Source organism: Nitrosospira briensis (assembly GCF_900115125.1).
Taxonomy (GTDB): Bacteria; Pseudomonadota; Gammaproteobacteria; order Burkholderiales; family Nitrosomonadaceae; genus Nitrosospira; species Nitrosospira briensis_A.
In genome coordinates this window covers 1-23,980 of sequence record NZ_FOVJ01000012.1, presented here as the reverse complement: position 1 = coordinate 23,980, position 23,980 = coordinate 1, and the positions used below count along the sequence as shown (strand labels likewise).

The window sequence follows — 23,980 nt, the reverse complement described above, 5'->3', positions numbered from 1 at the left end:
GGCATGAGGAGATCCTTACCCTTGATCCTGGGGCTGTTGTGGTGGCAGCCATCCTCTGCCACCAGTCAGCCGCCTACCCCTGCCATCCTAAAGACAGATGCGCGGGCAGAAGTCACCGCGGCGCTCTATGCAGCATCCGCTACCCAGGCTGCTGCCCGGAAGGTGGCTGATGGCAGGCTTAAAATCCAACGGAAAGAGATTGAGAGTCTGCGCGCCAGAGTTCTTGAGGGCGAAGTGCGACTTCGTTCCGAGCTTGCTGCAGCCGAAGAGAGGTATGTTGCAGCATTGGCCGCGCGCGACCGGACCTATGCGCACGAGATCGCGGTTTTCCGCGGGGCATTGGAGAGCATTGCCGCAACGCCCGAAGGTGTTGCCGCCCTGGCACGATTTAATGCCGGGGACGAGATTGGCGCACTGGCGGTGCTGGATGATCTGCGCGTGGCACGAGATGCGGCCCGCCAGAGACGAGCTGACATTGAAAGTGCTGTGGAGGCCCGGCACAACGCCACGCTTGCGCTGGAAGCGCGCACTAGGGGAAAAATCACTACTGCGCAAGTCATCGCCCGCTTCGAAGAGGTCACGCGGTTGGACCCCGGCGTGCATTGGGACTGGGTGGAACTAGGCAGATTGTACATGCAGGCTGGAAAACTTTCGGAAGCCCTGCGTTCCGCCAAGGCTGCGGCTGACACCGCTCAAGATGATCGCGGGCGTTCCGTGGCTCTGACCGAACTGGGCAACGTACAGGCCGCCCAAGGCAATCTCCCCGCCGCCCTGGCTAGCTACCAGGCCTCCCTTATCATCTGGGAGCGCCTGGCCCGGGCCGATCCCAGCAATACGGGCCTGCAGCGCGACCTGTCGGTCTCTTATAACAGGATCGGCGATATACAGGTCATCCAGCGCACTCTTCCCGCCGCCCTGAAAAGCTATCAGGCATTCCTTGCCATCGCCACGCGCCTGGCCCGATCCAATCCTGGCAATACGGACCGGCAACGCGACTTGTCGGTCTCTTATAACAAGATCGGCGGCGTGCTGGCCGCCCAAGGTAATCTCCCCGCCGCCCTGGCTAGCCACCAGGCAGCCTTTGCCATCGCCGAGCGCCTGGCCAAGGCCGATCCCAGCAATACGGGCCTGCATCGTGACTTGTCGGTCTCCTATATTAAGATTGGCGACATGCAGACCGCCCAGGGCACTCTTCCCGTCGCCCTGGCTAGCTACCAAGCAGCCCTTGCGATCGCCGATCGCCTGACCCGGTCCGATTTCGGCAATATGGGCTGGCAGCGCGACCTGTCGGTCTCGTATGAGAAGATCGGCGACGTGGAAGTCGCCCAGGGCACTTTCGTCGCCGCCCTGGCTAGCTACCAAGCCTCCCTTATCATCCGGGACTGGCTGGCCCGGTCCGATCCCGCCAATGCAGAGTGGCAGCGCGACCTGTCGATCTCGTATGAGAAGGTCGGCAACGTGCAGGCCGCCCAAGGCACTCTCGCCGCCGCCCTGGCTAGCTACCAGGCCTCCCTTATCATCCGGGACTGGCTGGCCCGGTCCGATCCCGCCAATGCAGAGTGGCAGCGCGACCTGTCGATCTCGTATGAGAAGGTCGGCAACGTGCAGGTCGCCCAAGGCACTCTCCCCGCCGCCCTGGCAAGCTACCAGGCCTCCCTTGTCATCCGAGAACGCCTGGCCCGGGCCGATCTCGGCAATGCAGAGTGGCAGCGCGACGTTCTAGTCGGTTACGTAGAAGTGTATCTGGTGTCCAGCGATTCAAAATACCTTGCGAAGGCGCTGGAGACAGCGCGTGCGATGCAAAGCCGCGACCTCCTGGCGCCACGCGATGCCTCGATGATCAAAGATCTGAAGCGGCGCGCGGGCAAATGAACGCTGTTTTCGTCTTTAACGTCTGCCGCTCTTCTCATCTTGGTAAATCATCTGCTTCTACTTGAAAAATCGAGTCCCGGATTCAGAAGAAGCTCATTCAGCCTCCCAATTTTTGTCTGAAGGAGAGAAATGCAAATAGAGGCATTTTTTGCCCGTTTTTTCAGTAAATAAACAGGAATAGAGGCTTTATATTTTCGGTTTCATCCGATGCCAGGATTAGGCTCATGCCTGACCTACCTGCAGTCCCGCCCCATAAGAGGTATTCATCGAGGGGAAAAATAGGAAAGCAAGGCTCGTACTTCATTGCGGGCATGGTCCCGATGCTGGCTAGGGTACGCCCTGGCTTCCGGCTCCTCGAGCCACGGACCCAGTACGGCATTGCCGGGCTCCTCTGGCAGGCATCGAGCAAACGCCGCAAGCACGCCAGATACGATGGGGCGGTCTTCTTTACCTACCAGGAGCTCGATAAAAAATTCGGACGAGGCCGATTTCAGGCGCTCAACAGTGAGTTGGACCTGTTTGATGTTTTCCCCTATGACTGCAAGGACCAACATACACGGGGCTATAAGCTGAAGCCGGACATCCTGAAAGCCCAGCACAGCATGCTGAAGCACATCCGCACCCGCCGGCCAAGCGTGCGCCTTCTATTTGAGGACGGCCGCCGCATGCGCTCGATACCAAACGCAGTAGCATCCAAGGACATGGCCGGCATCACCGCATCGAAATGGACGGGCGCTGCCAGGATGATGCCCACGCCGATAGACAGGGCGCGGCTTAGCCAACTGGTCCAATGGCTCGAAATGCAGATCGAGATCAATACTGCCGACCTGTTTTCAGCAGAGGAAATACCTGGCTTGAAACACATGGTGGAAATTGCCGGGAAGATCCTGGCCCTGGCCAGCACTGATGTGGCAGGTCCTGGATTTGTCATGCAGCGCTACGTTGAATCAGACTCAGGTCGACTCTATGCGCAGAACGTCAACCTGCAAACAGCACCCCGCCTGATTAAACAGTCGGCCCTGCATGGCTTGTGGGAGTACGACATCCAAAACTGCCATTACTCGATATTCGACCAGATGGCACAGCGGGCAGGATATGAGGCCCAGAACATCAAGCGCTATCTGGCCGGTACATCGCATACCAGGCTCGGTATCGCCCACAGGATGGGCATCACCGATAAGCAAGCCAAAGTCTGCCTGCTGGCGATCATGTATGGCGCCCGGGCCAACGTCTTTCCCGAGAATGCCATACCGGAGGAAATTGGCGAGGCTGCAGCTCGTCTCCTTTTCCAGGACCCGGTATTCAGGAATATCCATGAGGACATCAAGCGGGGGCGAAAGATCATCCTGGCCGCGCAGCGGCCAAGCAGGGGGGTGATATTCAACGCGGTGGGCAAATCCATCAGCGTCAGCAAAGGCGTACCTGAACGTTTGGCCCACCTCATCCAGGGCGTGGAGGCCAGCATCCTGAAAGAAGTGCTGGACCTGCACGGCGCGGACATCGTTCTTCTGCAGCATGATGGCTTTGCAAGCAGCAAACGGCTCGATGTCACTCCCCTGGCGCAGACCATCCATGAGAAAACGGGCTATCACATCACCCTTGAGGAGAACCAGATTTCCATACCTCCAGACCTCAACAAGACCAGGCTATAAAACCAAAACGTGAAAATGCCGAAGAGTAAGAGCTGGAGCGGGTTTTCAGTCGGTTTATAAGCCCTCAATGCGAGCTATTACCTTCCCACTCCTCCTGCTCCCTGCTCCTCTTCTATCCTTCCACCTTTATCCTCCTTAAGGGGCATTGAGGGGCAATTGCTTATAACGGCCCGCGAGAACACGAAAGCATGAAAAGGGGTGCAAAATGACCAAAAAACACAAAAAAAACGGAACCCTGCGTACTCCAATACGCGTAATCCCGTCGCCTGCTCCTGGCACTCTATAATGTCCCCTGATTAACTGATTGGAAACGGAGCACAAGCCATGAATAAAAAAGAACTGCTGGATGCAATGGTTGCAAAGACCGGCGCAAGTCGTGCTGATGCGAATCGCGCTGTGGGCTTCTAAATAAAACCATTACTAAACAACGCACAAGCTACTTTCCTCAAGCAGAAGCGGGGGCTAATACCTGGTGCGCAAAAAATTAGTGCGCAGCATGGTACGCACGGAAATGCCCCTCTGAAAAAAGGGTTGGAACAGACAAGGAGTAAACACACTTGTCCCTACTAAAGGGGTTGACCAAGTCCTCAGGATCAATGCGATTCAATACGCATACGTTTTGGATACACTACCTACCATCGTTGACCGTGGCCTTGAGTGCGGCACCGGGCTTGAATGCCGGAATCTTTGAGGCGGCAATTTTAAGCTCTTCACCAGTTTTGGGGTTGCGGCCGGTGCGCGCGCCACGGCTGCGCACCTCGAAGGTTCCAAAACCGATCAGGGAGACAGAATCACCTTTTTTCAGGGCATCCGCAATAATTTCAGTCAATGCCACCACCGCACGGCTGGCATCGGCTTTGGTGGAGCCGGTTTTGGCGGCCATTGCTTCAATGAGCTCGTTCTTGTTCATGGTTTTTTTTCTCTTTATAAGGATGGTGGTTTACTGGATTTGCTGCATTTACTTTTGCTGTTACGAAGGGCAGGGGGTAGGCTGCCTGGTATCCGGTTATCATCGGGCATGCGCCAGCGGCACATCGCTCCACCGGGTCGTGTAGCAGGGCGACATATTCTCCCGGCGCATTGCCCAGGATTTAACGGCTGCTGAGGCAAATACAGATACGGTATGGCGCCCGTAGCGCCGGTTCAGGGCATCCATTGCCTTCATCAGATCTTCAGAGCGCTGCCCCGCGCCATGCTTCAGCAACAATGAAGCTTGCGCCACTTGCGCTTCCCCTATGCCCATCAACATTACCCCAGCCTTTATATAAGCATAGCCCGGCTTGTAGATTTTCTTCAGGCCAAACAGGGCGGCGCGCACCAGCAAGCGGGTATCCGCGCTTGCATTGGGCAGGGGGATGACGATGCTGTTGCTGTATCGCGGGTCCTGTTCGCGGAAAGGATTGGTATGGATGAATATATGGATGGCGCTGCACACCCCATCCTGGCGGCGCAGCTTCTCCGCGGCATGGCTTGCGTGACTGGCAACAGCTTCGCTCAAATCAGGTAGGGCATGGACCGCTTGGCCGAAAGAGCGGCAAGAGACAATCTGTTTTTTTGGCGGGGCAATTTTTTCCAGGTCTAAGCAGGAGATGCCATGCAATTCATTGCCGGTGCGCTCCATCACCACGCCAAAGCGTGAGCGCAGCCAGGTTAAAGGCGCATCGCGCAAATCCTTCACTGTCCAGATTCCAGCTGCTTGCAAGTGTGCGTTGATACGACCGCCCACGCCCCAGACTTCCCCGACCTCGATGCCGGCCAGCAGGGCGTCTATTTCTGCCGGGTTCATGGCGGCAAGATCGCACACGCCGTTGAAGCGGGAATTTTTCTTGGCAATGTGATTGGCGAGCTTGGCCAGCGTTTTCGATGGGCCGATGCCGACGCACACCGGCAAGCCGGTCCACTGCAACACACGCTGGCGAATGGACTGCCCCATGCTGGCAAAAGACGGCCACAGGCTGTGCAGGCCGTTCAAACCGAGAAAACTCTCATCGATGGAATACACTTCCACGTTGGGGCTGTAGTCGCGCAGAATCGACACCACGCGGCTGGACATGTCCGCGTAGAGCGCATAGTTGGATGAGAGCGCAACGATGCCGTGCTGCTTTTCCAGTTCCTGCATCTGGAACCAGGGCGCGCCCATCTTGACCCCCAACGCCTTGACCTCATTGGACCTGGCCACCGCGCAGCCGTCATTGTTGGAGAGCACGACTACCGGTCGGTTTTCAAGATGCGGATTGAATACCCGCTCGCAACTCACATAGAAATTGTTCACGTCCACCAGGGCGAACAAGCGCCCCTGGGCAGAAGCTGCTGATGCCATGCTATACGGCAAAGCGCGATACCGCGCCGGTCACGACGCCCCACACCTGCAATTCATCGTGCTCCTGAAAGCAGATGGGCGAGTAGGCGGGATTTTCCGCGTGCAGCTCTATTACGCCGTTCATACTGTGCAGTCGCTTGACGGTGTATTCATTGTTGATGACGGCCAGCACGATGTGGCCGTGCTTCGGCTCAATGGAGCGGTCCACCACCAGCATGTCCCCATCATGGATGTTGGCGCCGGTCATGGAATCGCCAATCACCCGGAAGAAGAAGGTCGCGGTCTTGTTGCGCACCAGATAGGTATTAAGATCAAGCGCGGATTCCACATACCCGTCTGCCGGCGAAGGAAAGCCAGCCGGGATGCGATGCCGTAATAACGGCACCCGGCAAACGGCAGGGGAGGCAGCCGCTGGCTGCAGGTGAGGCAGTGCAGCCGAAGTGCTGCGCGGAATGAATGGAATGATTGTTGTCATGGCAGACGCTTTCAATATTTAGGGCAGTACCCAGTATAAAGCGACCTATCGACTCGATTACAATTATTGATATGTGCGGACGTTTTGAACAATCCGGAACACGCAGGTATTACGCGGGCGCTAGGAGCGGATACCAGCGAGGATCGCGAGTGGACCGGCGGCGAGCATATCGAGTCGTACAACATCGCGCCCGGCCTGTGCCCGTGGATGATCATGCTGCGCGATCACAAACTGGAATTCATCGGCAAAACCTGGGGCTATCGGACACCTGCCGAGGCTGCGGCGAAGAGAAAACCCTGGATCAATGCGCGTGTAGAAAAAGCCCTGACAGGGCGCTATTTCCGGCACATGTTCCGCGAGGGGAGGGTAATCATTCCTGGAGGGGGATGGTTCGAGTGGACGCTAGAGGGCGGCAAGAAGCAGCCCTGGTACATCACCCGCAAGGTCGAGTCGCCGATTTTCATGGCTGGGCTAACCAACTTCCGCCCCTACACCGAGCAAGACGTTGAAGTCGGGTTCGTCATCGTCACCGAGGACTGTGAAGGCGGCATGGTGGATATACATGACCGCCGGCCCGTTGTGCTGGAACCGGAGGATGCGTGGCGCTGGATGGACCCTGATACGCCGCTTGAGGAAGCGGCGCATATCGCACAAACGCGCTCTTTGCCTACCGAAGCCTTTACCTGGTGGAGAGTAGATAGAGCAGTGAACCGGGTCGATCCGAATAACAATGGGAGAGAGTTGATAACGCCAATAAACTATGAATATGACTAAATAATTAGGGCAAGGCCGAAGCCGCATCAAGAAGATATTGCTTGGGTGGTGAAGTTCGGGATTTCTGGTGCGGTGTAATCTTCCCCCAACTCTGCCACTAGGTACCCATCGTCACCAGATCGGCTGCTGGACTGGGCGGTGCTACTACGAGCCGACCAGTCCAGTTCTAAAATAGGGGATCGCTAAACCCACTCTGCTACATCCGATTAAACACTCCACAATCGATTTAAATTTTTCTTTGACCCTAGTCTATAAAAAAATCTAAATAGTGCATCTTGGACGCTCCTGATGCGTTTGAGGAGCATTTATGCGGTAAACTCTCCCCCTTCTGCGTACCCGCCTCATCAGTTATGTTCTTTTTGGCCTGATTTGAATGGCTCCAAGCTCAACTAAAGGTGAATCATGGCAGGTCTGAAAAAGCCGGTGGACTGGGAAGCAATACAAAACGATTATCGTGCCGGCATCAAGTCGCTGCGCATAATGGCCTCCGAGTACGGGATCTCGCATGTGTCGATCAAGAAGCGTGCAGACAAGGAAGGCTGGAGCAAGGATCTGGTGGCAAAGATCAAAGTGGCCACGCAAGCCCGACTTAACAGGGCCATGGTTAACAGCATGGTTAACACCGAAAGGCAGATTTCAGAAAAAACGTTGGTCGAGGTCGCCGCCGAAACCCAAAAGAACGTCATTCTCAATCACAGAAGGGTAATAAGCCGCATAAGGGCAATCTTTCTGTCGCTGCTGGCAGAACTGGAAACCCTGACCAACCACAAGCATTTGCTCGAGGAGCTGGGCGAAGTGATGAACAAGGGGGACTTGGATCAGGACCGGCTCAATCAGCTGTACAACCAGGTAATTGAGCTGCCAATGCGCGTCGCCGCGGCCAAAAAGCTTGTGGACATCCTCAAAACGCTGGTGAGCCTCGAGCGGGAGGCATTCGGCATCGAGGGCAAGACCGACGAAGTGGACCCGCCCGTCAATTCCAATATCACCATCAGCTTTGTCTCGGCCAGCGGCGGCAGGACCCTGCCATCTGACCTACTCCACATGAATTAAATGCTTTTGCATCCGCGCTTGCCATGGGCTTGAAGGAGCATGAGCCGGCTTTGAGGCCAGAACTAAGGACAGGGGCGGGGCAGATTGGGAGGCTGGGGTGCAGGCGGTGGGGGGCTTCTTTACCGGATTACCGACGAGATGCAGGCGGTGGCCGATGCGCTGATCTTGCTGGCTAACATCGTGATGGCCTGGAACACAGCGCAGATGCAGACAATCCTGGATCGCTGGACCAATCGCAGGCAGGTCGTAGCATCCGATTGATCGGCAAGATCGCCCCGCGCGGCTTGAGGGAATCAATTTGCGCGAGGTGTTCCGTTTCCCTATTGAGCGCAATGGATTCACATAGCAAGGGGTCCCCTCATTTTCAGTGCAATAACTGACGGTACGCAAAGCCAGCAACGACGCGGAGGTGACTCAGTATGGTATTGGTAATGGGGGGTATTACTGTTCATTCTGTAACGCGAGTTTTAGGGCGTGAATGCGTGGTCGATTTCAGCTAACGGCGGCAGTTTTTGCGATATTTCGTGACGGTAGAATCGCTGCTGGCGGAGCGTGAGGTCCAAGTCACTTGAGCCCGAACACCATCACCATGTGATCCGACCCCGTATCCTGCTTGATTTCGTAGTTTTTTCTGCCTGAATAAAGGGGCCGGCAGTCCTGGAGGAACGTCGGGCAGTTGGTGACGGCGTAGTCGAGCGCCCGCCCCGAGATTCGCGTGCCGCCCGGTGGCCGCATGATGCGCACGTTGGGGTGGAGCCAGATGGCGTAATCGTCCGGCTCCGCGTTGAGGTCACCGAAAAGCACGAAAGGTTGACCGCCCGCGTTGAGCCCGTTGGCCATCTGCGCGACGATCTTCCCGTTGTTGCCTGAGGGAGCGTGCCAGTAGCAGAAGCGTACGGCACCGCTTGTTCTTCCGTTGATGACCAAGCCTTTGGGCACCCGGCTCATCACGAGCACCGGGCCCACATACCATCCATCGGTAATGGGGCAATTGGTGAAGGGGCTGCTTACGCCTCCGGCATAGTGCGCGTAGCACAACGTTGCGCCGCCGGCAACGGCGGCGCCCAGCAGCGGGCTGCGCGAATGCGGATGATTGGGGAGTACTTCGCAGAAAAAGACTTGGGGCGCCGAAACGGTTAGATCCTCCGAGAGCTCGAGCTTTTTTTTCAGACGCTCAGCCTTCATGCGTGCCCGCTCGATGACGACGTAGCCGCGCGCCTCAGCGCGCTCGAAGCGGTTTCCCGCCGCGCTCGCGGCGGCGATGCTCCTTGTGCTCGACCTTGTCTGGGCGCGCGTGATCTTGCCGTATTCGCTGCCGCCAACGGAGGCAGCGGCGGCAATCGCCGCCTCCTGCTGTTTTGCAGACCTCTCGGCCGCCTGCAGCGCAAATTGCGCAATCTCCACCGCGGCTGGCGACAAATGCTCCACGTTCCAGAAAATGATCTTGACCATATTGGGGTTCTTTTCGAGGAGCGTTGAGTATAAGTCGGGGATCCCGTCGCACACAATCGCTTTAGCGGTCTCGCCGATCCCGGGGATGTCGCGTGCGCTGCACATCGGCCTTGTCCAAAGGGTCCCTATGTTCGCGGAGAAGTTCAGCGAACGCGAGGATCTCCGGTGTAGCGGGAGCTTCAATGAACATGTCGATCGTTTATAGCGAAAGCCGGTCTCTCCCGGGAGCTTCGCTAATATGATTGCCGGAACCAGCCGTAACGCCTGGCGCGATCTCTGGATAAAGCGCCCCGAAGATAAATGGAAGCTTGCGAATGAATGCCGAGCCAACGAAGAAGCGGCACAGAAACTTTTGAAGAACTCAACGACGAGTTCGGAAAATCGCAAACCGAGCGTCAATCATGAACAGGAGCGTCCACGCAGCCGTACGCGCTCAGCAGCGCTGCATCCCCCCGCTTGTTGAGCAATGGCTGAACCAGTTTGGCGAGGAGAAGCATGACGGACATGGTGGCGTGCTCCGGTATTTCAGCCGTGCCAGCATTCGCGCCATGGAACGGGCATTTGGCCGGGCACCGGTACGCAAGATGAGCGAGTACCTCGACGCGTACAAGGTCGAAAGCAGCCACGACGGAGACGTTCTTACTATTGGCCATCGGACTAAACGTATTAAACGCAGGTGATTCCCTGCTTGTAATCTCAAGCGCCGAGGAACAATGACGTTCCGCCCCTGAAGGCCAGCCGTTCGACTGCGTGCGGGTTTTCCCATTCGGCAGAAGAGAGCGCGACGTTGTAGCCGCCCTGAAAAGTACTGCGAGGAAGGGAAAGCATGATTATTCAGGAGTCGTTTTTATTTTTCACGTGAGGCGATTATCCCATCCAATTCGCTTATTTTTTCATTTGGCATCTTGACACTGCGTTCTGTTCTGTCATGCTTGCATGCAAACATAAAAAACTGAAGGCATAGGAGCATGATTGCATGCAAACAATCGTTATCAATTCGCAGAAGGGCGGCAGCGGCAAAACGACACTCTGTGCCCATCTTGCTGTCCAGGCTGAGCTTTCAGGTGATGGTCCGGTTTTTCTGATCGACACCGACCCGCAAGGCACATTGAGCACCTGGCATGAGAAGCGCGAGGCTGAAGCCCCACAACGCGCCGATGTGCCCTTGGCTGGCCTGGAATCTGGCCTACAGATGCTAAAGCAGCACCAGGCCGAGTACTGCATCATTGACACTGCGCCGACCCGCACTGACGAGAACGTTGCCCTCTTCCGCCTAGCCGACATTGTGCTCATGCCTATCCGTCCCAGCCCATCGGATCTATGGGCCGCTGCGGCAACGGTTGCGCTTCTCAAGGAGGCCGATATTCCCTTTCTTTTCATTCTGACCCAAGCCAAGGCAAACGCCAGTATTACAGGACAGGCCGCTGCCGCCCTCTCCCATTATGGTCCGGTTGCCGAAACCTTCATTGCCGACCGCGTACCCTACGCTGCCTCCATGACCGATGGCCGCACAGCCATCGAACTGACCGGTAAAGGCCCTGCCGCAATTGAAACCGCCGCCCTCTGGAAAAACATAAAAACATGCTTGCATGCAAACATGCTAAAAACTGAAAAAGGAAAACGACATGGCTAAAGCCGTCATTCTCACTCCTGATGCCCTTGCTGCTCCCCAGATCACGCCCAAAGCCGCAACTCCTGCTCGTAGTCCCGTTCCCCTCAGCACGTCCGTCCAGAAGGCCGAGCAGATTCCCTTGCAGGTGCGCATTCCACGCCATGCTGCCAGAGCAATCAAGATCGCGGCTGCCGAGCGCGACCAGACCATTAGCGATTTCATGCTTGCATGCTTTCATGCTTACATGAAAGATGACAAGCATGCTTAGATTGAAAAGGGAGCGAGTCTCTCCTTCTCATGAAGGATGGGAGGCATGTTTGCATAGGGGTTACATAGCGGCTGCTGACAGGGCAGGGTAGGAGACGCATGACCAAAAAGAACAGACCACTAGATGCCGTGCTCACCCGTATGCAGAAAAATCTGGCCGAGCGTGAGCGAAATGCTGTAATCCAGCTCCCGCTATGGCCTGAGCCTAAGCGCGGCGCACCCAATAGCTTTATTCGTTCCGCCCTGTTCGCCGCGATCCAGAGCAAGGACCGCCAGTACATCAAGGAAGCCGTCCTAGCCAGCCAAGACGGCATAACCGTCAAGTTCACTGGCGAGCAACTCAATCAGACCGATCTCGACGTATGGGAAACCATTGTTCATATGGCACGCGAGCAGCCCCTTGGCACCTTTTGCAGCTTTACCGCCCACGGGCTTCTGAAGGCTATGGGCATGGGGACAGGTAACAGCCAGCATAAGCAGCTCCATTCGACATTGCTACGCCTTACCGCTTGCGCGGTAGAGGTAACCCACGAAGGGAAAACCTATTTTGGCCCGCTCATTAAATCCGGTGCAAAGGATGAGCTAACCCGGCATTACGGCGTCGAGCTGAATAAGGGGATTATCCGGCTGTTTGGGGAAAACCAGTGGACGGCCCTCGACTGGCAGCAACGCCAAGAGCTGCGTAGCCAGCCTCTCGCCCAAGCCCTTCATGCCTTTTATAGCAGCCACCGGGAACCGTTTGCGGTAAAGCTGGAAACCCTGCAAGCCTATACGGGCAGTCGTAACAAGCAAGTCGCAAGCTTCAAACGTCAGGTACGCACCGCGCTTAGTCAACTGGTGAACGTGGGTTTTCTGTCAGCCTTTAAATTCGAGGGCGACCTGGTGCAGGTAGAGCGGGCACCACCGCTCGTGAAACGCGCGTAAGCACGGCATCCAATGCATATCAAACTAGGGACTCTCCTTATCAGCTTATGGGTGGAGCAGGGTAATCAGACACGGCGTTCGATGCACACGGACACGGCATCGGATGCATAAAGGCACGGTGTTCGATGCACGGGGCACGGCATCTGATACACGCGACTCACGGCATCCGATACACACGACTCACGGCATCCGATGCATTAATGAGTTTCTAATATACTTTTATAATCAACTGGATAATACCGTTTATTTTTAGTGCTAATCTTTTTTAATCTGTTCTTAATACAAGGGGGGCAATGTGCATCGGATGCCGTGCTTTCGGAATCGGTTTATATCGAGGCCCCCAAAGGGGGCAAAAAATACCCCCCAATAAAGAGTTTGCTCACGCTCACAACCAGTTCTAGGGGTTCATTGCCACCCCTCTTTGCCCTTTCAGGGCAAATTCACCCGCTAGGATACAAACAAGGGTGATTTAATCATCTCAATCCGGGAAAACTGTCATTCTGAGCTATCTTTTGGGAATCCTAACAGTCATAATGTCCTCTAAAATTCCCTGAGAAGGTATATGTTATCAGAATCTCCCCCCCTGCCATTGCTTAAGGAAGCCCGTAAACGTTATACACAGCGCGATCTGGCGGCCCGGCTGAATGTTGTCCCGAAAACCGTTTCCCGCTGGGAACGAGGAGAAACTCCTTGTCCCAAAATGCTGGAACCTGCCCTGCGGGAAATCATGTTCTGTCCGGCTACTGAATTACCGGCCGTAAACGAACGGTTTACCTTCATAGACGTGTTCGCTGGAATTGGTGGCATTCGCCTCGGCTTTGAAAGTGCCGGGGGAGAATGTGTTTTCACCAGTGAATGGAACGACTGGTCCAGAAAGACCTACCTCGAAAATTTTGGCGGCGATCATCCGTTCATCGGCGATATAGTCCCATACACTGCCGATGAAATTCCGGACCACGACGTTCTGCTGGCCGGGTTTCCATGCCAGCCGTTCAGCATCGCCGGCGTCAGCAAAAAAAATGCCCTTGGCCGTCCGCATGGTTTCGAGTGCACGACGCAAGGAACCCTGTTTTTTGATGTGGCCCGTATTATCGCCGCCAAAAAACCCAAAGCTTTCATGCTTGAAAATGTCAAAAACCTGCTTTCCCACGACAAAGGCAATACATTCAGGATCATCATTGAGACGCTGCGTAATGAACTGGGCTATGACGTGCATTACAAGGTCATTGACGGCCAGCACTTTGTCCCGCAGCACCGGGAGCGCATCATCATTGCCGGATTCCGTGAAAAAAGCGGTTTTTCATGGGACGGGCTGAAGTTACCGGAAGAGGGGCCAAAGCTCAAAGCAATCCTGCACCCGGAGGATGGTACCGAACCCACCGAGGAACCATTCACGACCGGCCCAAAAGGCAAGGTACACCGAAAATATGTTCTTAGTGACAAGCTATGGGCTTATCTCCAGGCTTATGCCGCAAAACACCGGGCGGCGGGGAACGGTTTCGGCTTCGGGCTTGTCACTCCTGACAATATTTCACGTACCCTGTCTGCCCGTTACTACAAGGATGGTTCGGAGGTCCTAGTGTTCCGTGGCCAGGGAAAGAATCCGCGCCGCCTGACCCCCCGCGAGTGTGCACGGCTCATGGGTTTTCCCGACAGTTTCAAAATACCTGTCAGCGATACGCAGGCCTACAGGCAGTTCGGAAACAGTGTCATCGTTCCCGTCATGCGTGAGGTAGCCAGACTCATGGCTCCCCACATCCTCAATCTTCGGGAGCAGGAGGAAACCGGTCAGAAATCACTGCCGATATGATGTCATGACAGACATCGTGGACGCCGCCACCCGCAGCCGCATGATGAGCGGCATTCGGGCCATCAATACCAAACCTGAACTACATGTGCGAAGCCTGCTGCACCGGCAGGGGTTCCGCTTTCGCCTTCACGTCCGCGACCTTCCCGGAAAACCCGACATCGTACTTCCCCGCCACCATGCCGTTATATTTGTTCATGGGTGTTTCTGGCACGGCCATGATTGCCCCCTGTTCAGGATTCCCTCAACCCGCCCCGATTTCTGGCAGACCAAGATTGACCGGAACCGCGAGAATGATCATCGTGCTACAGCTGCGCTGAACGCTGCCGGATGGCGCACTCTGACTGTCTGGGAATGTGCGATCAGGGGGCGGAGGAGGCTTGATGATGTGGCCCTGACAGGATTTATTGATACATGGTTACGCAGTAACAATCCTAACTTGGAACTTGCGGCCAGCCCCGAAGGAGAAAAATGAAAGCAGGTCATCTGTCAGAATACTTCACCGGCGTTGCCGTGAAGCGTCTCAGCTCAGTAGAAGCTGACATATTCAGAAGCAACCAGCATGAATTCAACGGCGTCGAGGGTCTGAAAAAGCTGTTTGGTCAGGGCCACGGCAAACAGACCTATCCGGCCAGATTCATCTATCTCAACGACCATGACGATGATCCTGCAATTGCCGATGGATACCTGACCTGGTATGACGCCAGAGAGCGACATCCGACCCGTTCCGAACACCGGCTGTATTTCCCGACAACTACCGTTTCGGAATGCGCTGTCGCAGGGGACCTGCTTGTTATCGCCCGGCGCCCGGATGGATCGGTACTGGTTGTTGTGGCTGAAAAAGGCTCGACAATCGCCAATCAGGTCCAATGGCTGTTTGGCGTATCAGACCTTGCCCATCCGGGATTCTCGATACGGGAGGAGCTGGAAACGGAGCAGGACCGCATAGAATTTGCCTCCCGGCTGATCCTGGAAAACATAGGCATCGTTGTTGAGACACCCGAGGAGAATCACCTTGATGACATGCTGAAAAGGTTTGGTGGGAGATTTCCCCCGACACGGGAGTTTTCGACTTATGCCCGCTCGACACTGAAAGATGTCAATGCACGGGACGGACAGGATGCTGCCATCGTGGCATGGATGGAGCGTGAGGAAATACTGTTCCGCACCCTTGAGCGTCACCTGATAGGCGACCGCCTGACCCAAGGTTTTCACGGCGACGTTGATGGTTTCATATCTTTTTCGCTTTCAGTGCAGAACCGGAGAAAAAGCCGGGTCGGCCATGCGCTTGAAAATCACCTGGAAATCATGTTCATGGAGAACGGTATCCGCTATAAAAGAGCGGCTGTCACCGAGCGGAAATCGAAACCCGACTTCCTGTTCCCCGGAGTAGCGGAATATCATAACCCTGGCTTCAATCCGCTGAATCTAACCCTGCTTGGAGTAAAGTCCACCTGCAAGGACCGCTGGCGGCAGGTACTGGCCGAGGGAGACCGGATCAGCCGAAAACACCTGTTAACTCTTGAAACAGCAATCAGCACGAACCAGACCGATGAAATGCAGGCGAAGCAGCTCCAGCTTGTCCTGCCGCGCGCCCTTCATTCCACTTATACATCTCTACAGCAGTCATGGCTGATGGATATAGCCGACTTTACAGGTTTGGTGCTGGAGCGGCAGGATAAATCCGGAACGGGTGTGTAAAAAGCGTTGATGCAGTACCCGGGAGAGTATTTCAGTGGATGATTCAGCGAGAACTTTCGAGTACGGAGGGGACGTCGCAGCGACCCTCAAGGCAGCCTGAATTAATCTAGGGCAGGGCAGGGGGAACGGAAAATTTTACGCAGTAATTCACTTTCCAAAAGAAAAAATGTTAAAAAAAATAATATATATCAAGAATGTAGGTAGATTTCGTAATTCTCAGATTGGCGGTGATACAAGTCTTGCTAAGTACAGTTTTATATTTGGCGCTAATGGTTTCGGTAAAACGACGATATGCTCAATTTTGCGATCCTTGAAGACTACCGACGCAGGCTATGTTTTAGGTCGCAAAACCTTAGGAGTAAGTGAGGCCCCGAGTATCGACCTTCTGACCAGTAACGGCAATATCCGATTCAATGGCAGTGCATGGAGTGTCGCATATTCCAATCTCGCCATCTTTGATGGTATTTTTATCAGCCAGAATGTTCATTCTGGCGATGTGGTGGATATCGATCAGAAACGCAATCTTTACCGTGTGATTATTGGCGAGGCTGGCGTGAGTCTCGCCGAACAGGAATTAAAACTGGCTGGCGAGGGTAGGGCAAAAACAACAGAAATCAGCAACACGGCCAAGGCGATTCAAACACATCTCCTGTCCGGCATAAAGCTGGAAAGCTTCATTGCCCTGCCAAAAATAGACGACATGGACGAGCAGATTGCTGTTCAAGAATCGCGACTGACCGCTATCCGCGAGGCCACTACTATAAAGACCCGTCCAAGCTTGGCCAGACTGGAATTGCCAGCCTTGCCGGATGGATTTACCGCACTGCTTGCCAAAACAATCGGCGATATCACCAAAGACGCAGAGCATCAGATTAATGTCCATTTGGCAGCGCATGGCATGACTTTATCCAACGGCGCAAACTGGATTGTTCAAGGCATTGACCATAGTAGCGAATCCTGCCCTTTCTGTGGTCAGGCGGTCGATGGCTTATCACTGATAACCGCCTATCAGACAGTTTTCAGCGACAGCTACAAGGCGTTGCGCGGTGCGATTACCGCAATGAAGGTAACAATCGACCACGCTTTTGGCGACACCGCTTTAGCTAGGCTGGACACGTTGGCAGAACAGCATAAAGGTGGCATCGAATTTTGGAGCAAGTATTGCCAGCTCGATACAGCTGCTCTTGATTACCCCGCATCGATTGCTAGCGCTATTAAATCTTTGAACGAGGCGAGCTTGGCCTTGATAGAGCGCAAGATCAGGGAGCCACTTGAAGCTATCCTTGTTGATGACGTTTTTATGAAGGCAATGGGTGGCTATGAGGTAGAGAAAGAGAAAGTGGATGCTTTTAACCAGGCTGTCCACCAGGCAAATGCTTTGATTACAGCTAAGAAAACAGAAGTTGGAACAGCCGATTTTTCAGCCGCTAACGCCGAACTGGCACGCATGAAAGCAGTCAAGACACGACACAGCGTAAGTGTAGCCAAACTATGCGACGACTACAGCCGATTGATACTGCAAAAAACCGGCATCGAGAATCAAAAAATGAGGGTCCGCCAACAACTAGAGCTACATACGAGGGGTGTAGTAAAGCCATATCAGCAAAGAATCAATGATTTTCTGGATGCCTTTAATGCTGGATTCAGAATAGCAGAAACAAAACACACCTACGCTGGCGGCATCGCCACTTCGAGCTATCAACTTATCATCAATCAAACTGCAATTGATATTGGAGGCGGGAATACGCCGCACCATATACCGAGTTTCAAGAACACCCTGAGTGCGGGGGATCGATCAACCCTTGCCCTCGCTTTTTTCTTAGCGCACTTGAAGCGTGACGGGAGTTTGGCTAACAAGATTGTTGTATTCGATGATCCGTTCAACAGCCAGGATGCCTTCAGGAGGCGTCAGACGATACATGAGATTGTCAAGATAGCGGGTAAATGTGTCCAAGTGCTTGTGCTCTCGCATGATGCAGCTTTCCTAAAGCTGATATGGGAGAAATGTCCGGCGTCCGAGCGCGCAGCTCTCACATTGGCTGATCACGGCCAGTTCGGATCGAAAATCGCGGCTTTTAATCTTGAGAAGGCCTGCCAAGGCCGCACCGCAACTGATATAGATGATTTGCAGGCTTTTGTTACGAATGGCGCTGGCAAGCATATCGATATCATCCGTAAGATGCGCACCGTTTTGGAAACATACATGCTAACAACCTACCCTCTTTATTTCGATGAAGGCGACTGGCTTGGCGAGGTTGTTCGCAAAATTCGCGAAAGCGGGTCGGCGCACTCCGCAGCCCCCCTATATGACGAGTTGAATCAGATTAATGACTATACCGCCCAATACCACCATGGTGAAAACTTTACTGATGCTACACCCGACCAGATCGATCCAATCGAGCTGGGTGGTTTCAGCCGAAGAACACTTCGGATTGTGAATGCATTGCAGGCCTGAAAATAGGAAATAGGATTGTTGAGTGCAAAAGGGGGTTCCTTTTGCCGCGCTAAAACGAACAATTGCCAAGTCATTTTTTTAGCTTCAAAGTGGTGCAAAAGGGTGGTGCAAAATAGGAGGCTGAAATTGATAAAAATCGGCGCTACGCGAGGGTATCCACGGACGACCAGAATCTTAACTTGCAGATGGACGCCTTGGGTAGGGCGGGGTGTGCGGATTTTTACCGATCAGGGGGTCAGCGGGGCAACCATTGAGCGGGAAGGGCGATGTTCTGGTTGTTTGGAAGCTGGATCGCCTAGGACGTTCTTTAAGCTTTCTGATTTCCCTGATCGAGAAGCTGCAAAAATATGGGGCCGGGTTTGAGCCGTCATTGATATCGAGCGGTCAAAGGCCGGAATGCAGGCGGCCAAGGAGCGGGGAAAGCATATGGGCAGACCTCCCAAACTGAGCCGGGAACAGATAAATCATGCTTCGCAGATGGTGCGGGAAGGGACGTCAACGGGTTCTGGCACGACGGGTTTACTTGAACGTTGACCGGGGTACCCTGCGCCGGGCATTGAGGCAGAAGCTAAAGTGTCTTTAAAAAGGAAGTTTTTTCGACTCAGAATTTATGGTTAAAGGAATAGGATGAGATTGTGGTTAATGTCGTTGCGATAGGGAGCCTATGCCGATAAGACATTGTGTTCCCCCGGTTCTGGAGCTCTTTCTAGTTTGGGACCGTAAGTAAGAACAAGTATATCGCGGAGGGCAGGTTGCGATATATCAAGGGGTTCAAATGGTAATACATCATGTCTCACAATTGAGTCATTGATAAACAATGCGTCACCAGTGTTTTCTAGAAGAATAGAGGCAAACGGATTTTTCTGGCTTTCTCTGAAAAGATAGTTTCTACCCCCATCTTGGCTTATATTGCTTCTATTAATTAGATGAACTGATATTGCTTGAAAGCCGTCTCTATGTATTCCTTCAGGGGCAGGAAACGCAGGACGTCCAGAAAATGCTTTGGTTCGTATTATGTGAAGACCGATTTAAAGATCAGTCTCGCCAAATAAATAACAGTATATCTCTCGGCAATCAAATATCGTTTTTATCAAAACTGGTATATCAAGCATTTTGTTACTAACTGGTGGAAATTTTCTTTTTAACCCTCCAAACAATTTATTTTCTGAAGATTTTTGGAGGAAATGGTCTGGTTGAATCCAGGTAATTTCAGAGTCGGAAATTACCGCACTGCTATGAGCACGGTAACGTTCTCCAAATTTTTGGTCTAGATAAGGGTCTGGACTGAGATTAAGGAAATGTTTTTTTAACTCGCCTAGCTGGATTCGATCTTCTTCCTGTGTTTCTAAGGACATGAATTCATTTCTGAAGATTCCGTGTCTTGAGAATTTCATACGTTTTCGCATTGACCCTTAGGAAGTGGATTAATTTATTTGGGAGGCTTATTTATATGCATCTCATATAAATTTCTGTAGTTGTGTTTATTCTGTAGTTGTTTTAATTATGTTTTTGAAGCTTTCTAAAAGGAGAGAAGCATCAACACCTATCGCAATAAAATCAAAACCTAAATCCCGATATGTGTTTGCGACATCAATATTTCCTGCAAAGATTCCACAAGGTATCGACGCCTGTTTACAGGATGATAGGATTTCTTTGATGGCATCTTGAACTATTGGACTAGAAACCTGCCCCATCACCCCAAGAGAGCCACTTAGATCGTAAGGCCCAACGAGAATCCCATCAATTCGATCATCGCGCAAAATTTCATTGAGATTATGAAATCCGGCTTTAGTTTCTATTTGAATAATAATCGCATATTGGCGTTGTGTTATATAGCTTGATAGAGTTGCACCATATCCCTGTGCCCTTGCTATTCCCACACTCCTTTCTCCTGCAGGCGGGTACAAAGACCAATGCATTATTTCATTAATCTCATCAATATTATTTACTTGTGGGATGATAATGCCGTCAGCACCGATATCGAGATATCGCTTTAACGTGGTCCCTGTTTTATCTGGTATGCGTACGAGGGTTTTGGGTCCGGACTGATTAATAGCACAGAAGGTGGCTGCACTTATCTCGTTAAACCCGCCATGCTCAGCATCTATCCATACCCAATCAAAGCCAGCCGATTTGATAAGCTCAGCAATGGCTAATTGAGGAATAGTAGCTACAACTCCTAGCTTGGGTTTTCCAGCAAGTAGCCAATTTTTCATGAAGGGCTCCGGTAATATATATTATATTTTTGAAGCTAGAGAAGTTTTGGCTGCTTTATAAGCAGTATTTTCTTTTAAACCAGGAAACCAATCTTCAAGTATGACAAAAGCTTCCATCCTGATCTTTTTTCCTTCGTGTAAGTGAGGAAGCTTATTCCATAAATTGTCAAAGTAGGTAGCCATAGACTGTGCAACAAGGTCATTACGGAACAAAACTGCGGGCATTTGTCCTGTCAAATCAACTGAAGGAAAGATAAATGTATATTTCCCATCTTCTCGATCCACAATATGAAAGCAAAGATCAATTCCGTGTGGATGACGCATGTCTGCAAAGGCGACAGAGAGGCGTGATGTGTTAATAAGGCTTGAGGATGAGCTCAGTAACCAAACGGCTTTTTCATCATTTTGAATACCAGCAATACGACGAAAGCTAATGAGCTTATTACTAGTTTTAATATAAGTATGGATTGCAGAGAAATAAGATTCCAAATGATGAAATGAGTCCGGTGTATCGGATAAATTAACAGTACGTATGCTTTTGGCACCCACAGTGAGATCGGTAACACGCTCAAGAAAGGATCTACTGTCATAAAATATCTCAAGACCATCATAAGAGGTTTCGGAAATTTTTTTTAAAATTTTTTGGTGTTTTTCACACCACCAAAAAACATAAGCCATAAATATGGAAACTACCGTTAAAGTATAAGAAAACCAGATATCAGGGGAAATAGTAAGAATTCCGAAGAAGGAGAGAATGAGCCCTAGAGTACCGCTGAGTGTACTTAGCGCAATAGCAATGATTGCGATTATTCTTTCCATGAAAGGAAGTATTGAGGAGAGCTAATGATTGATTATGCCACTGTTTCCTAATTAAAGCTGATCCATAGTCTTATTGGCAGCTTCGTGTCTCGCTTGGTGCGCAGCATCGAGGCCAGGGCGAAAGGGTAAGGCTTTCGGGAACCTTGCTGGAGAAGCACTGTTACGCCGTAACGTTCTGAGGTACGCGCCAAAAACAAAGACCAGCTTTTGAGGGCTGGCCTTTGTGGTGATTACTCACCCTTGGCGGTCATCGCATCCCTGCTGTACCGCGCATCCAGAATACATTGCCCCGCTCTCAAGATCAACATGCCGCCTCACCCTTGAACGTATCCTAGTGGGGAGGTGTCAGAGGGGGGCGGCGATGAGCCCCTAGGTTGCCACGTTCAAAATTTCCTAAAAATTCTTCCAAGAAATTTCTATTCAAAAAAGACAAAAATAGTTTTGCAAAATTCTTAATTAGGACATTAGAATAAGTTGCATTTCCTTTAAATCCTAATTGGAGAAAATTGTGGGCGACACAGTCAATAGCCAGTTTAAGTCCGGTGAATCCCTTGGTATGGAAGGAGAGATAAGTTTTCTTGTGGGAATGGAGGCGGATGCGAAGGTTAGAACCAAAGGGCTTAAAAAAATTTATTATTGGTCTAATGATTGGCTTTTTACTTCTTATGCTTGGACCACCACTGTTTCAGAAGTAAGGATTGAGGTTGAGGAAATAAGTGAATTTACCGTCAAAGTCTTATTCCATTGGGTTATAGATACACCTGTTGCCGCAGCTAACGACCATAATTGGCCAGATGATATGGTTTTTGTATTTGATCTTTACAATCCAACTGAAGCACACGTTATGAATTTGTCGCATCAACTCAGACGTGGCTGTGGCCGTTATGTGTATGAAGTTCCTAATGTGCTTTTTTCTTCGAGGGTGGCATGGCCTTTAAGAAACACAGCTAAAGTAATGGGAGGGGGCTCCCATAAATGGCGAGTTACTGCTTGTTAAGGGGGGTTGAAGTCCAACGGCCTCTGTTGCAAAAATAAGAAGCCCGGTGCACCATGGTATTTTTCAGGACACATCCTCAAATGTCAGATTTTAAATGGCGTCATTTCCGCGGGGGATGATTCTGGGTTGTGTCAGGTGGTATTGCAAATACGGAATCAGCTATCGTGATTTGGCGAAAATGATGCTGGAACGTGGTCTTGATGTAGATCATACGACGCTCTACCGTTGGGTTCAGCATTACGAGCCAGAAATGGAAAAGCGCCTGAGGTGGTATTGGAAATCGCCCTTGCTCTTTGCTCATCGATTCATGACCCTCATAACCCCAGTCTTCCTTCTTACCGAATGTATTGATAAAGGGTTTCCCGGCTTATCCCAAACTCCTTCGCCAGCTTTGTCCGATTCGCTCCGGCCGCGGCTTGCTCTCGCAGTTGAGCAATCCTCTCTGCGTTGAGGGCGGGCTTCCTGCCCTTGTAGATTCCTTTGGCCTTTGCCAGGGCTATCCCTTCTCGCTGCCGCTCCTTGATGAGCGAGCGTTCAAACTGAGCGAAAGCGCTGAGCATGGTAAACATCAGGACAGAACGCGGGTCATCACTACCAGCGGTAAAGCTCATATTCTCTTTGACGAATTGAACTGATACACCGCGGTCGTTCATCTCCCTCACAAGCCTGAGCATGTCTTCCACGTTACGGGCGAGCCTGTCCATGGAATGGACTACAAGCGTATCCCCTGCACGAATGTGATCGAGCGCGGCCTGGAGTTGCGGCCGGTTTGTATCCTTGCCGGATGCCTTATCGGTGAATACCTTGTCCAGGTGAACCCCGTCGAGCTGGCGCTCGGCGTTCTGGTCAAGCGAGCTCACCCGGATGTATCCGATTCTTTGACTGGTCATGGTTCTCCCCCTGCTATAAATGTCAGGTTAGATTTTGTGACCTTATGTACTGATTGTCAATTAATATAATTATTAATCCTAAATTGACATTAAAAGACGGTAAAAGTGTCAGGCGAGCTTTGTCAGATTAGGGTGTACCTAAAAATGACGAATTACCCTACCTGGGGAATAAGGAGGATAGTGAAAAGGCCTTGTTGCCCTTCAAGCCAAACCGACGTTGCTCTTCCTCGGTTAGTCCTCGCCCGATAGTCGTTGTCATTTCTATCGCGATTTCATTCGCGGGACGGCAAACCCAGCAAAACCACAGGCGCGCCGTCTCGTCCCAGCTTGCGGTCAGGACCGTCTTGCCATCAGGAGAAAATTGCGCGCCAATTACTTCCTTTTCATGGCCGCGCAAGACCTGCAGTTCTCTGCCGCTGGCTGCATCCCACAGGCGCGCCGTCTCGTCCCAGCTTGCGGTCAGGACCGTCTTGCCATCAGGAGAAAATTGCGCGCCAATTACTTCCTTTTCATGGCCGCGCAAGACCTGCAGTTCTCTGCCGCTGGCTGCATCCCACAGGCGCGCCGTTTCGTCCCAGCTTGCGGTCAGGACCGTCTTGCCATCAGGAGAAAATTGCGCGCCAATTACTTCCTTTTCATGGCCGCGCAAGACCTGCAGTTCTCTGCCGCTGGCTGCATCCCACAGGCGCGCCGT

At 52.4% G+C, this 23,980-nt stretch carries 23 protein-coding genes and 3 pseudogenes; 16 read left to right on the top strand and 10 right to left on the bottom strand.

The window, feature by feature from the left end; genetic code table 11:
* The first annotated feature begins 21 nt into the window (after nucleotides 1–21).
* Together BMZ14_RS14315 and BMZ14_RS14310 are read left to right on the top strand one after the other, a co-directional pair.
* Nucleotides 22–1,872, top strand: a complete 1,851-nt coding sequence (locus BMZ14_RS14315; RefSeq protein ID WP_074798774.1) for a tetratricopeptide repeat protein — start codon at nucleotides 22–24, stop codon at nucleotides 1,870–1,872.
* A gap of 224 nt (nucleotides 1,873–2,096) precedes the next feature.
* Entirely contained in the window at nucleotides 2,097–3,524 is a 1,428-nt protein-coding gene (locus tag BMZ14_RS14310; protein WP_143072015.1) for a hypothetical protein, read from the top strand.
* 628 nt (nucleotides 3,525–4,152) lie between these two features.
* Here the strand turns inward: BMZ14_RS14310 and BMZ14_RS14305 are convergent.
* From BMZ14_RS14305 to BMZ14_RS14295, 3 genes are all read right to left on the bottom strand, one after another.
* On the bottom strand, nucleotides 4,153–4,452 hold the full coding sequence (locus tag BMZ14_RS14305) for an HU family DNA-binding protein (protein WP_256208676.1): 300 nt from the start codon (nucleotides 4,450–4,452) through the stop codon (nucleotides 4,153–4,155).
* An 81-nt stretch (nucleotides 4,453–4,533) separates the two neighbouring features.
* Nucleotides 4,534–5,844, bottom strand: coding sequence for a Y-family DNA polymerase (locus tag BMZ14_RS14300; protein WP_074798768.1), 1,311 nt, complete (start codon nucleotides 5,842–5,844; stop codon nucleotides 4,534–4,536).
* A gap of 1 nt (nucleotide 5,845) precedes the next feature.
* Complete coding sequence (locus tag BMZ14_RS14295) at nucleotides 5,846–6,319, bottom strand: LexA family protein (RefSeq protein ID WP_074798766.1); 474 nt, start codon at nucleotides 6,317–6,319, stop codon at nucleotides 5,846–5,848.
* 84 nt (nucleotides 6,320–6,403) lie between these two features.
* Here BMZ14_RS14295 and BMZ14_RS14290 point away from each other — a divergent pair, with 84 nt between their 5' ends.
* The 3 genes and pseudogenes from BMZ14_RS14290 to BMZ14_RS14280 all read left to right on the top strand — a co-directional run.
* Complete coding sequence (locus tag BMZ14_RS14290) at nucleotides 6,404–7,093, top strand: SOS response-associated peptidase (protein WP_074798764.1); 690 nt, start codon at nucleotides 6,404–6,406, stop codon at nucleotides 7,091–7,093.
* A 402-nt stretch (nucleotides 7,094–7,495) separates the two neighbouring features.
* The gene (locus tag BMZ14_RS14285; RefSeq protein WP_074798762.1) at nucleotides 7,496–8,146 is read left to right on the top strand and encodes a hypothetical protein; all 651 of its coding nucleotides are present in this window, start codon (nucleotides 7,496–7,498) and stop codon (nucleotides 8,144–8,146) included.
* Nucleotides 8,147–8,278: 132 nt separating this feature from the next.
* Nucleotides 8,279–8,492: pseudogene (locus BMZ14_RS14280) on the top strand (Tn3 family transposase); the annotation flags it as partial.
* 218 nt (nucleotides 8,493–8,710) lie between these two features.
* Here BMZ14_RS14280 and BMZ14_RS14275 read toward each other — a convergent pair.
* A complete protein-coding gene (locus BMZ14_RS14275) occupies nucleotides 8,711–9,598 on the bottom strand; it encodes an exonuclease/endonuclease/phosphatase family protein (RefSeq protein WP_218145046.1) in 888 nt (295 codons plus the stop codon).
* 401 nt (nucleotides 9,599–9,999) lie between these two features.
* On the opposite strand from BMZ14_RS14275, the gene BMZ14_RS14270 reads away from it, so the two are divergent.
* On the top strand, nucleotides 10,000–10,278 hold the full coding sequence (locus BMZ14_RS14270) for a hypothetical protein (protein WP_074798758.1): 279 nt from the start codon (nucleotides 10,000–10,002) through the stop codon (nucleotides 10,276–10,278).
* A 16-nt stretch (nucleotides 10,279–10,294) separates the two neighbouring features.
* On the opposite strand, the gene BMZ14_RS15550 is transcribed toward BMZ14_RS14270, so the two are convergent.
* Nucleotides 10,295–10,426, bottom strand: coding sequence for a hypothetical protein (locus tag BMZ14_RS15550; RefSeq protein WP_256208673.1), 132 nt, complete (start codon nucleotides 10,424–10,426; stop codon nucleotides 10,295–10,297).
* Between the two features lie 148 nt (nucleotides 10,427–10,574).
* On the opposite strand from BMZ14_RS15550, the gene BMZ14_RS14265 reads away from it, so the two are divergent.
* The 8 genes from BMZ14_RS14265 (at nucleotide 10,575) to BMZ14_RS15560 (ending at nucleotide 18,812) form a co-directional block, all read left to right on the top strand.
* Nucleotides 10,575–11,231, top strand: a complete 657-nt coding sequence (locus BMZ14_RS14265) for a ParA family protein (protein ID WP_074798756.1) — start codon at nucleotides 10,575–10,577, stop codon at nucleotides 11,229–11,231.
* A complete protein-coding gene (locus BMZ14_RS14260; RefSeq protein ID WP_074798754.1) occupies nucleotides 11,224–11,478 on the top strand; it encodes a hypothetical protein in 255 nt (84 codons plus the stop codon). Before BMZ14_RS14265 ends, BMZ14_RS14260 begins: the two co-directional genes overlap by 8 nt.
* A gap of 98 nt (nucleotides 11,479–11,576) precedes the next feature.
* Nucleotides 11,577–12,401 carry a plasmid replication initiator TrfA gene (gene trfA / locus BMZ14_RS14255; RefSeq protein ID WP_074798752.1) on the top strand — a complete coding sequence of 275 codons (825 nt, stop codon included), beginning with the start codon at nucleotides 11,577–11,579 and terminating at the stop codon, nucleotides 12,399–12,401.
* 562 nt (nucleotides 12,402–12,963) lie between these two features.
* Nucleotides 12,964–14,211: a DNA (cytosine-5-)-methyltransferase gene (gene dcm, locus BMZ14_RS14250; protein ID WP_074798750.1), complete on the top strand. Its 1,248-nt coding sequence runs from the start codon at nucleotides 12,964–12,966 to the stop codon at nucleotides 14,209–14,211.
* A 4-nt stretch (nucleotides 14,212–14,215) separates the two neighbouring features.
* Nucleotides 14,216–14,683 carry a very short patch repair endonuclease gene (locus tag BMZ14_RS14245; RefSeq protein ID WP_074798748.1) on the top strand — a complete coding sequence of 156 codons (468 nt, stop codon included), beginning with the start codon at nucleotides 14,216–14,218 and terminating at the stop codon, nucleotides 14,681–14,683.
* Nucleotides 14,680–15,909: a type II restriction endonuclease gene (locus tag BMZ14_RS14240; RefSeq protein ID WP_074798746.1), complete on the top strand. Its 1,230-nt coding sequence runs from the start codon at nucleotides 14,680–14,682 to the stop codon at nucleotides 15,907–15,909. Before BMZ14_RS14245 ends, BMZ14_RS14240 begins: the two co-directional genes overlap by 4 nt.
* 166 nt (nucleotides 15,910–16,075) lie before the next feature.
* The gene (locus BMZ14_RS14235; RefSeq protein ID WP_074798744.1) at nucleotides 16,076–18,364 is read left to right on the top strand and encodes an AAA family ATPase; all 2,289 of its coding nucleotides are present in this window, start codon (nucleotides 16,076–16,078) and stop codon (nucleotides 18,362–18,364) included.
* A 208-nt stretch (nucleotides 18,365–18,572) separates the two neighbouring features.
* Complete coding sequence (locus BMZ14_RS15560) at nucleotides 18,573–18,812, top strand: recombinase family protein (protein WP_305728843.1); 240 nt, start codon at nucleotides 18,573–18,575, stop codon at nucleotides 18,810–18,812.
* Nucleotides 18,813–19,026: 214 nt separating this feature from the next.
* On the opposite strand, the pseudogene BMZ14_RS15540 reads toward BMZ14_RS15560, so the two are convergent.
* The 3 genes and pseudogenes from BMZ14_RS15540 to BMZ14_RS14210 form a co-directional block, all read right to left on the bottom strand.
* Nucleotides 19,027–19,719 (bottom strand): annotated as a pseudogene (locus BMZ14_RS15540) (2OG-Fe dioxygenase family protein).
* Between the two features lie 126 nt (nucleotides 19,720–19,845).
* Nucleotides 19,846–20,580, bottom strand: coding sequence for an HpcH/HpaI aldolase family protein (locus BMZ14_RS14215; RefSeq protein WP_074798739.1), 735 nt, complete (start codon nucleotides 20,578–20,580; stop codon nucleotides 19,846–19,848).
* A 21-nt stretch (nucleotides 20,581–20,601) separates the two neighbouring features.
* Entirely contained in the window at nucleotides 20,602–21,399 is a 798-nt protein-coding gene (locus BMZ14_RS14210; protein WP_074798737.1) for a hypothetical protein, read from the bottom strand.
* Between the two features lie 508 nt (nucleotides 21,400–21,907).
* Between BMZ14_RS14210 and BMZ14_RS14205 the strand changes: the two genes are divergently transcribed.
* The gene (locus tag BMZ14_RS14205) at nucleotides 21,908–22,396 is read left to right on the top strand and encodes a hypothetical protein (protein WP_074798734.1); all 489 of its coding nucleotides are present in this window, start codon (nucleotides 21,908–21,910) and stop codon (nucleotides 22,394–22,396) included.
* Nucleotides 22,397–22,490: 94 nt separating this feature from the next.
* Nucleotides 22,491–22,682: pseudogene (locus BMZ14_RS14200) on the top strand (IS6 family transposase); the annotation flags it as partial.
* A 49-nt stretch (nucleotides 22,683–22,731) separates the two neighbouring features.
* Here the strand turns inward: BMZ14_RS14200 and BMZ14_RS14195 are convergent.
* The gene (locus BMZ14_RS14195) at nucleotides 22,732–23,286 is read right to left on the bottom strand and encodes a recombinase family protein (protein ID WP_074798732.1); all 555 of its coding nucleotides are present in this window, start codon (nucleotides 23,284–23,286) and stop codon (nucleotides 22,732–22,734) included.
* A 157-nt stretch (nucleotides 23,287–23,443) separates the two neighbouring features.
* Nucleotides 23,444–23,980, bottom strand: a 537-nt coding sequence (locus BMZ14_RS14190; protein ID WP_143072014.1) for a WD40 repeat domain-containing protein, incomplete at its 5' end; no start/stop codon positions are given.

Coding starts and splice junctions, on each gene's coding strand:
- BMZ14_RS14215 (WP_074798739.1), bottom strand. CDS start 20,580: ATGAAAAATTGGCTACTTGCTGGAAAACCCAAGCTAGGAGTTGTAGCT.
- BMZ14_RS15550 (WP_256208673.1), bottom strand. CDS start 10,426: ATGCTTTCCCTTCCTCGCAGTACTTTTCAGGGCGGCTACAACGTCGCG.
- BMZ14_RS14310 (WP_143072015.1), top strand. CDS start 2,097: ATGCCTGACCTACCTGCAGTCCCGCCCCATAAGAGGTATTCATCGAGG.
- BMZ14_RS14300 (WP_074798768.1), bottom strand. CDS start 5,844: ATGGCATCAGCAGCTTCTGCCCAGGGGCGCTTGTTCGCCCTGGTGGAC.
- BMZ14_RS14260 (WP_074798754.1), top strand. CDS start 11,224: ATGGCTAAAGCCGTCATTCTCACTCCTGATGCCCTTGCTGCTCCCCAG.
- BMZ14_RS14295 (WP_074798766.1), bottom strand. CDS start 6,319: ATGACAACAATCATTCCATTCATTCCGCGCAGCACTTCGGCTGCACTG.
- BMZ14_RS14210 (WP_074798737.1), bottom strand. CDS start 21,399: ATGGAAAGAATAATCGCAATCATTGCTATTGCGCTAAGTACACTCAGC.
- BMZ14_RS14235 (WP_074798744.1), top strand. CDS start 16,076: ATGTTAAAAAAAATAATATATATCAAGAATGTAGGTAGATTTCGTAAT.
- BMZ14_RS14240 (WP_074798746.1), top strand. CDS start 14,680: ATGAAAGCAGGTCATCTGTCAGAATACTTCACCGGCGTTGCCGTGAAG.
- BMZ14_RS14270 (WP_074798758.1), top strand. CDS start 10,000: ATGAACAGGAGCGTCCACGCAGCCGTACGCGCTCAGCAGCGCTGCATC.
- BMZ14_RS14195 (WP_074798732.1), bottom strand. CDS start 23,286: ATGACCAGTCAAAGAATCGGATACATCCGGGTGAGCTCGCTTGACCAG.
- trfA (WP_074798752.1), top strand. CDS start 11,577: ATGACCAAAAAGAACAGACCACTAGATGCCGTGCTCACCCGTATGCAG.
- BMZ14_RS14275 (WP_218145046.1), bottom strand. CDS start 9,598: ATGGTCAAGATCATTTTCTGGAACGTGGAGCATTTGTCGCCAGCCGCG.
- BMZ14_RS14245 (WP_074798748.1), top strand. CDS start 14,216: ATGACAGACATCGTGGACGCCGCCACCCGCAGCCGCATGATGAGCGGC.
- BMZ14_RS14285 (WP_074798762.1), top strand. CDS start 7,496: ATGGCAGGTCTGAAAAAGCCGGTGGACTGGGAAGCAATACAAAACGAT.
- BMZ14_RS14265 (WP_074798756.1), top strand. CDS start 10,575: ATGCAAACAATCGTTATCAATTCGCAGAAGGGCGGCAGCGGCAAAACG.
- dcm (WP_074798750.1), top strand. CDS start 12,964: ATGTTATCAGAATCTCCCCCCCTGCCATTGCTTAAGGAAGCCCGTAAA.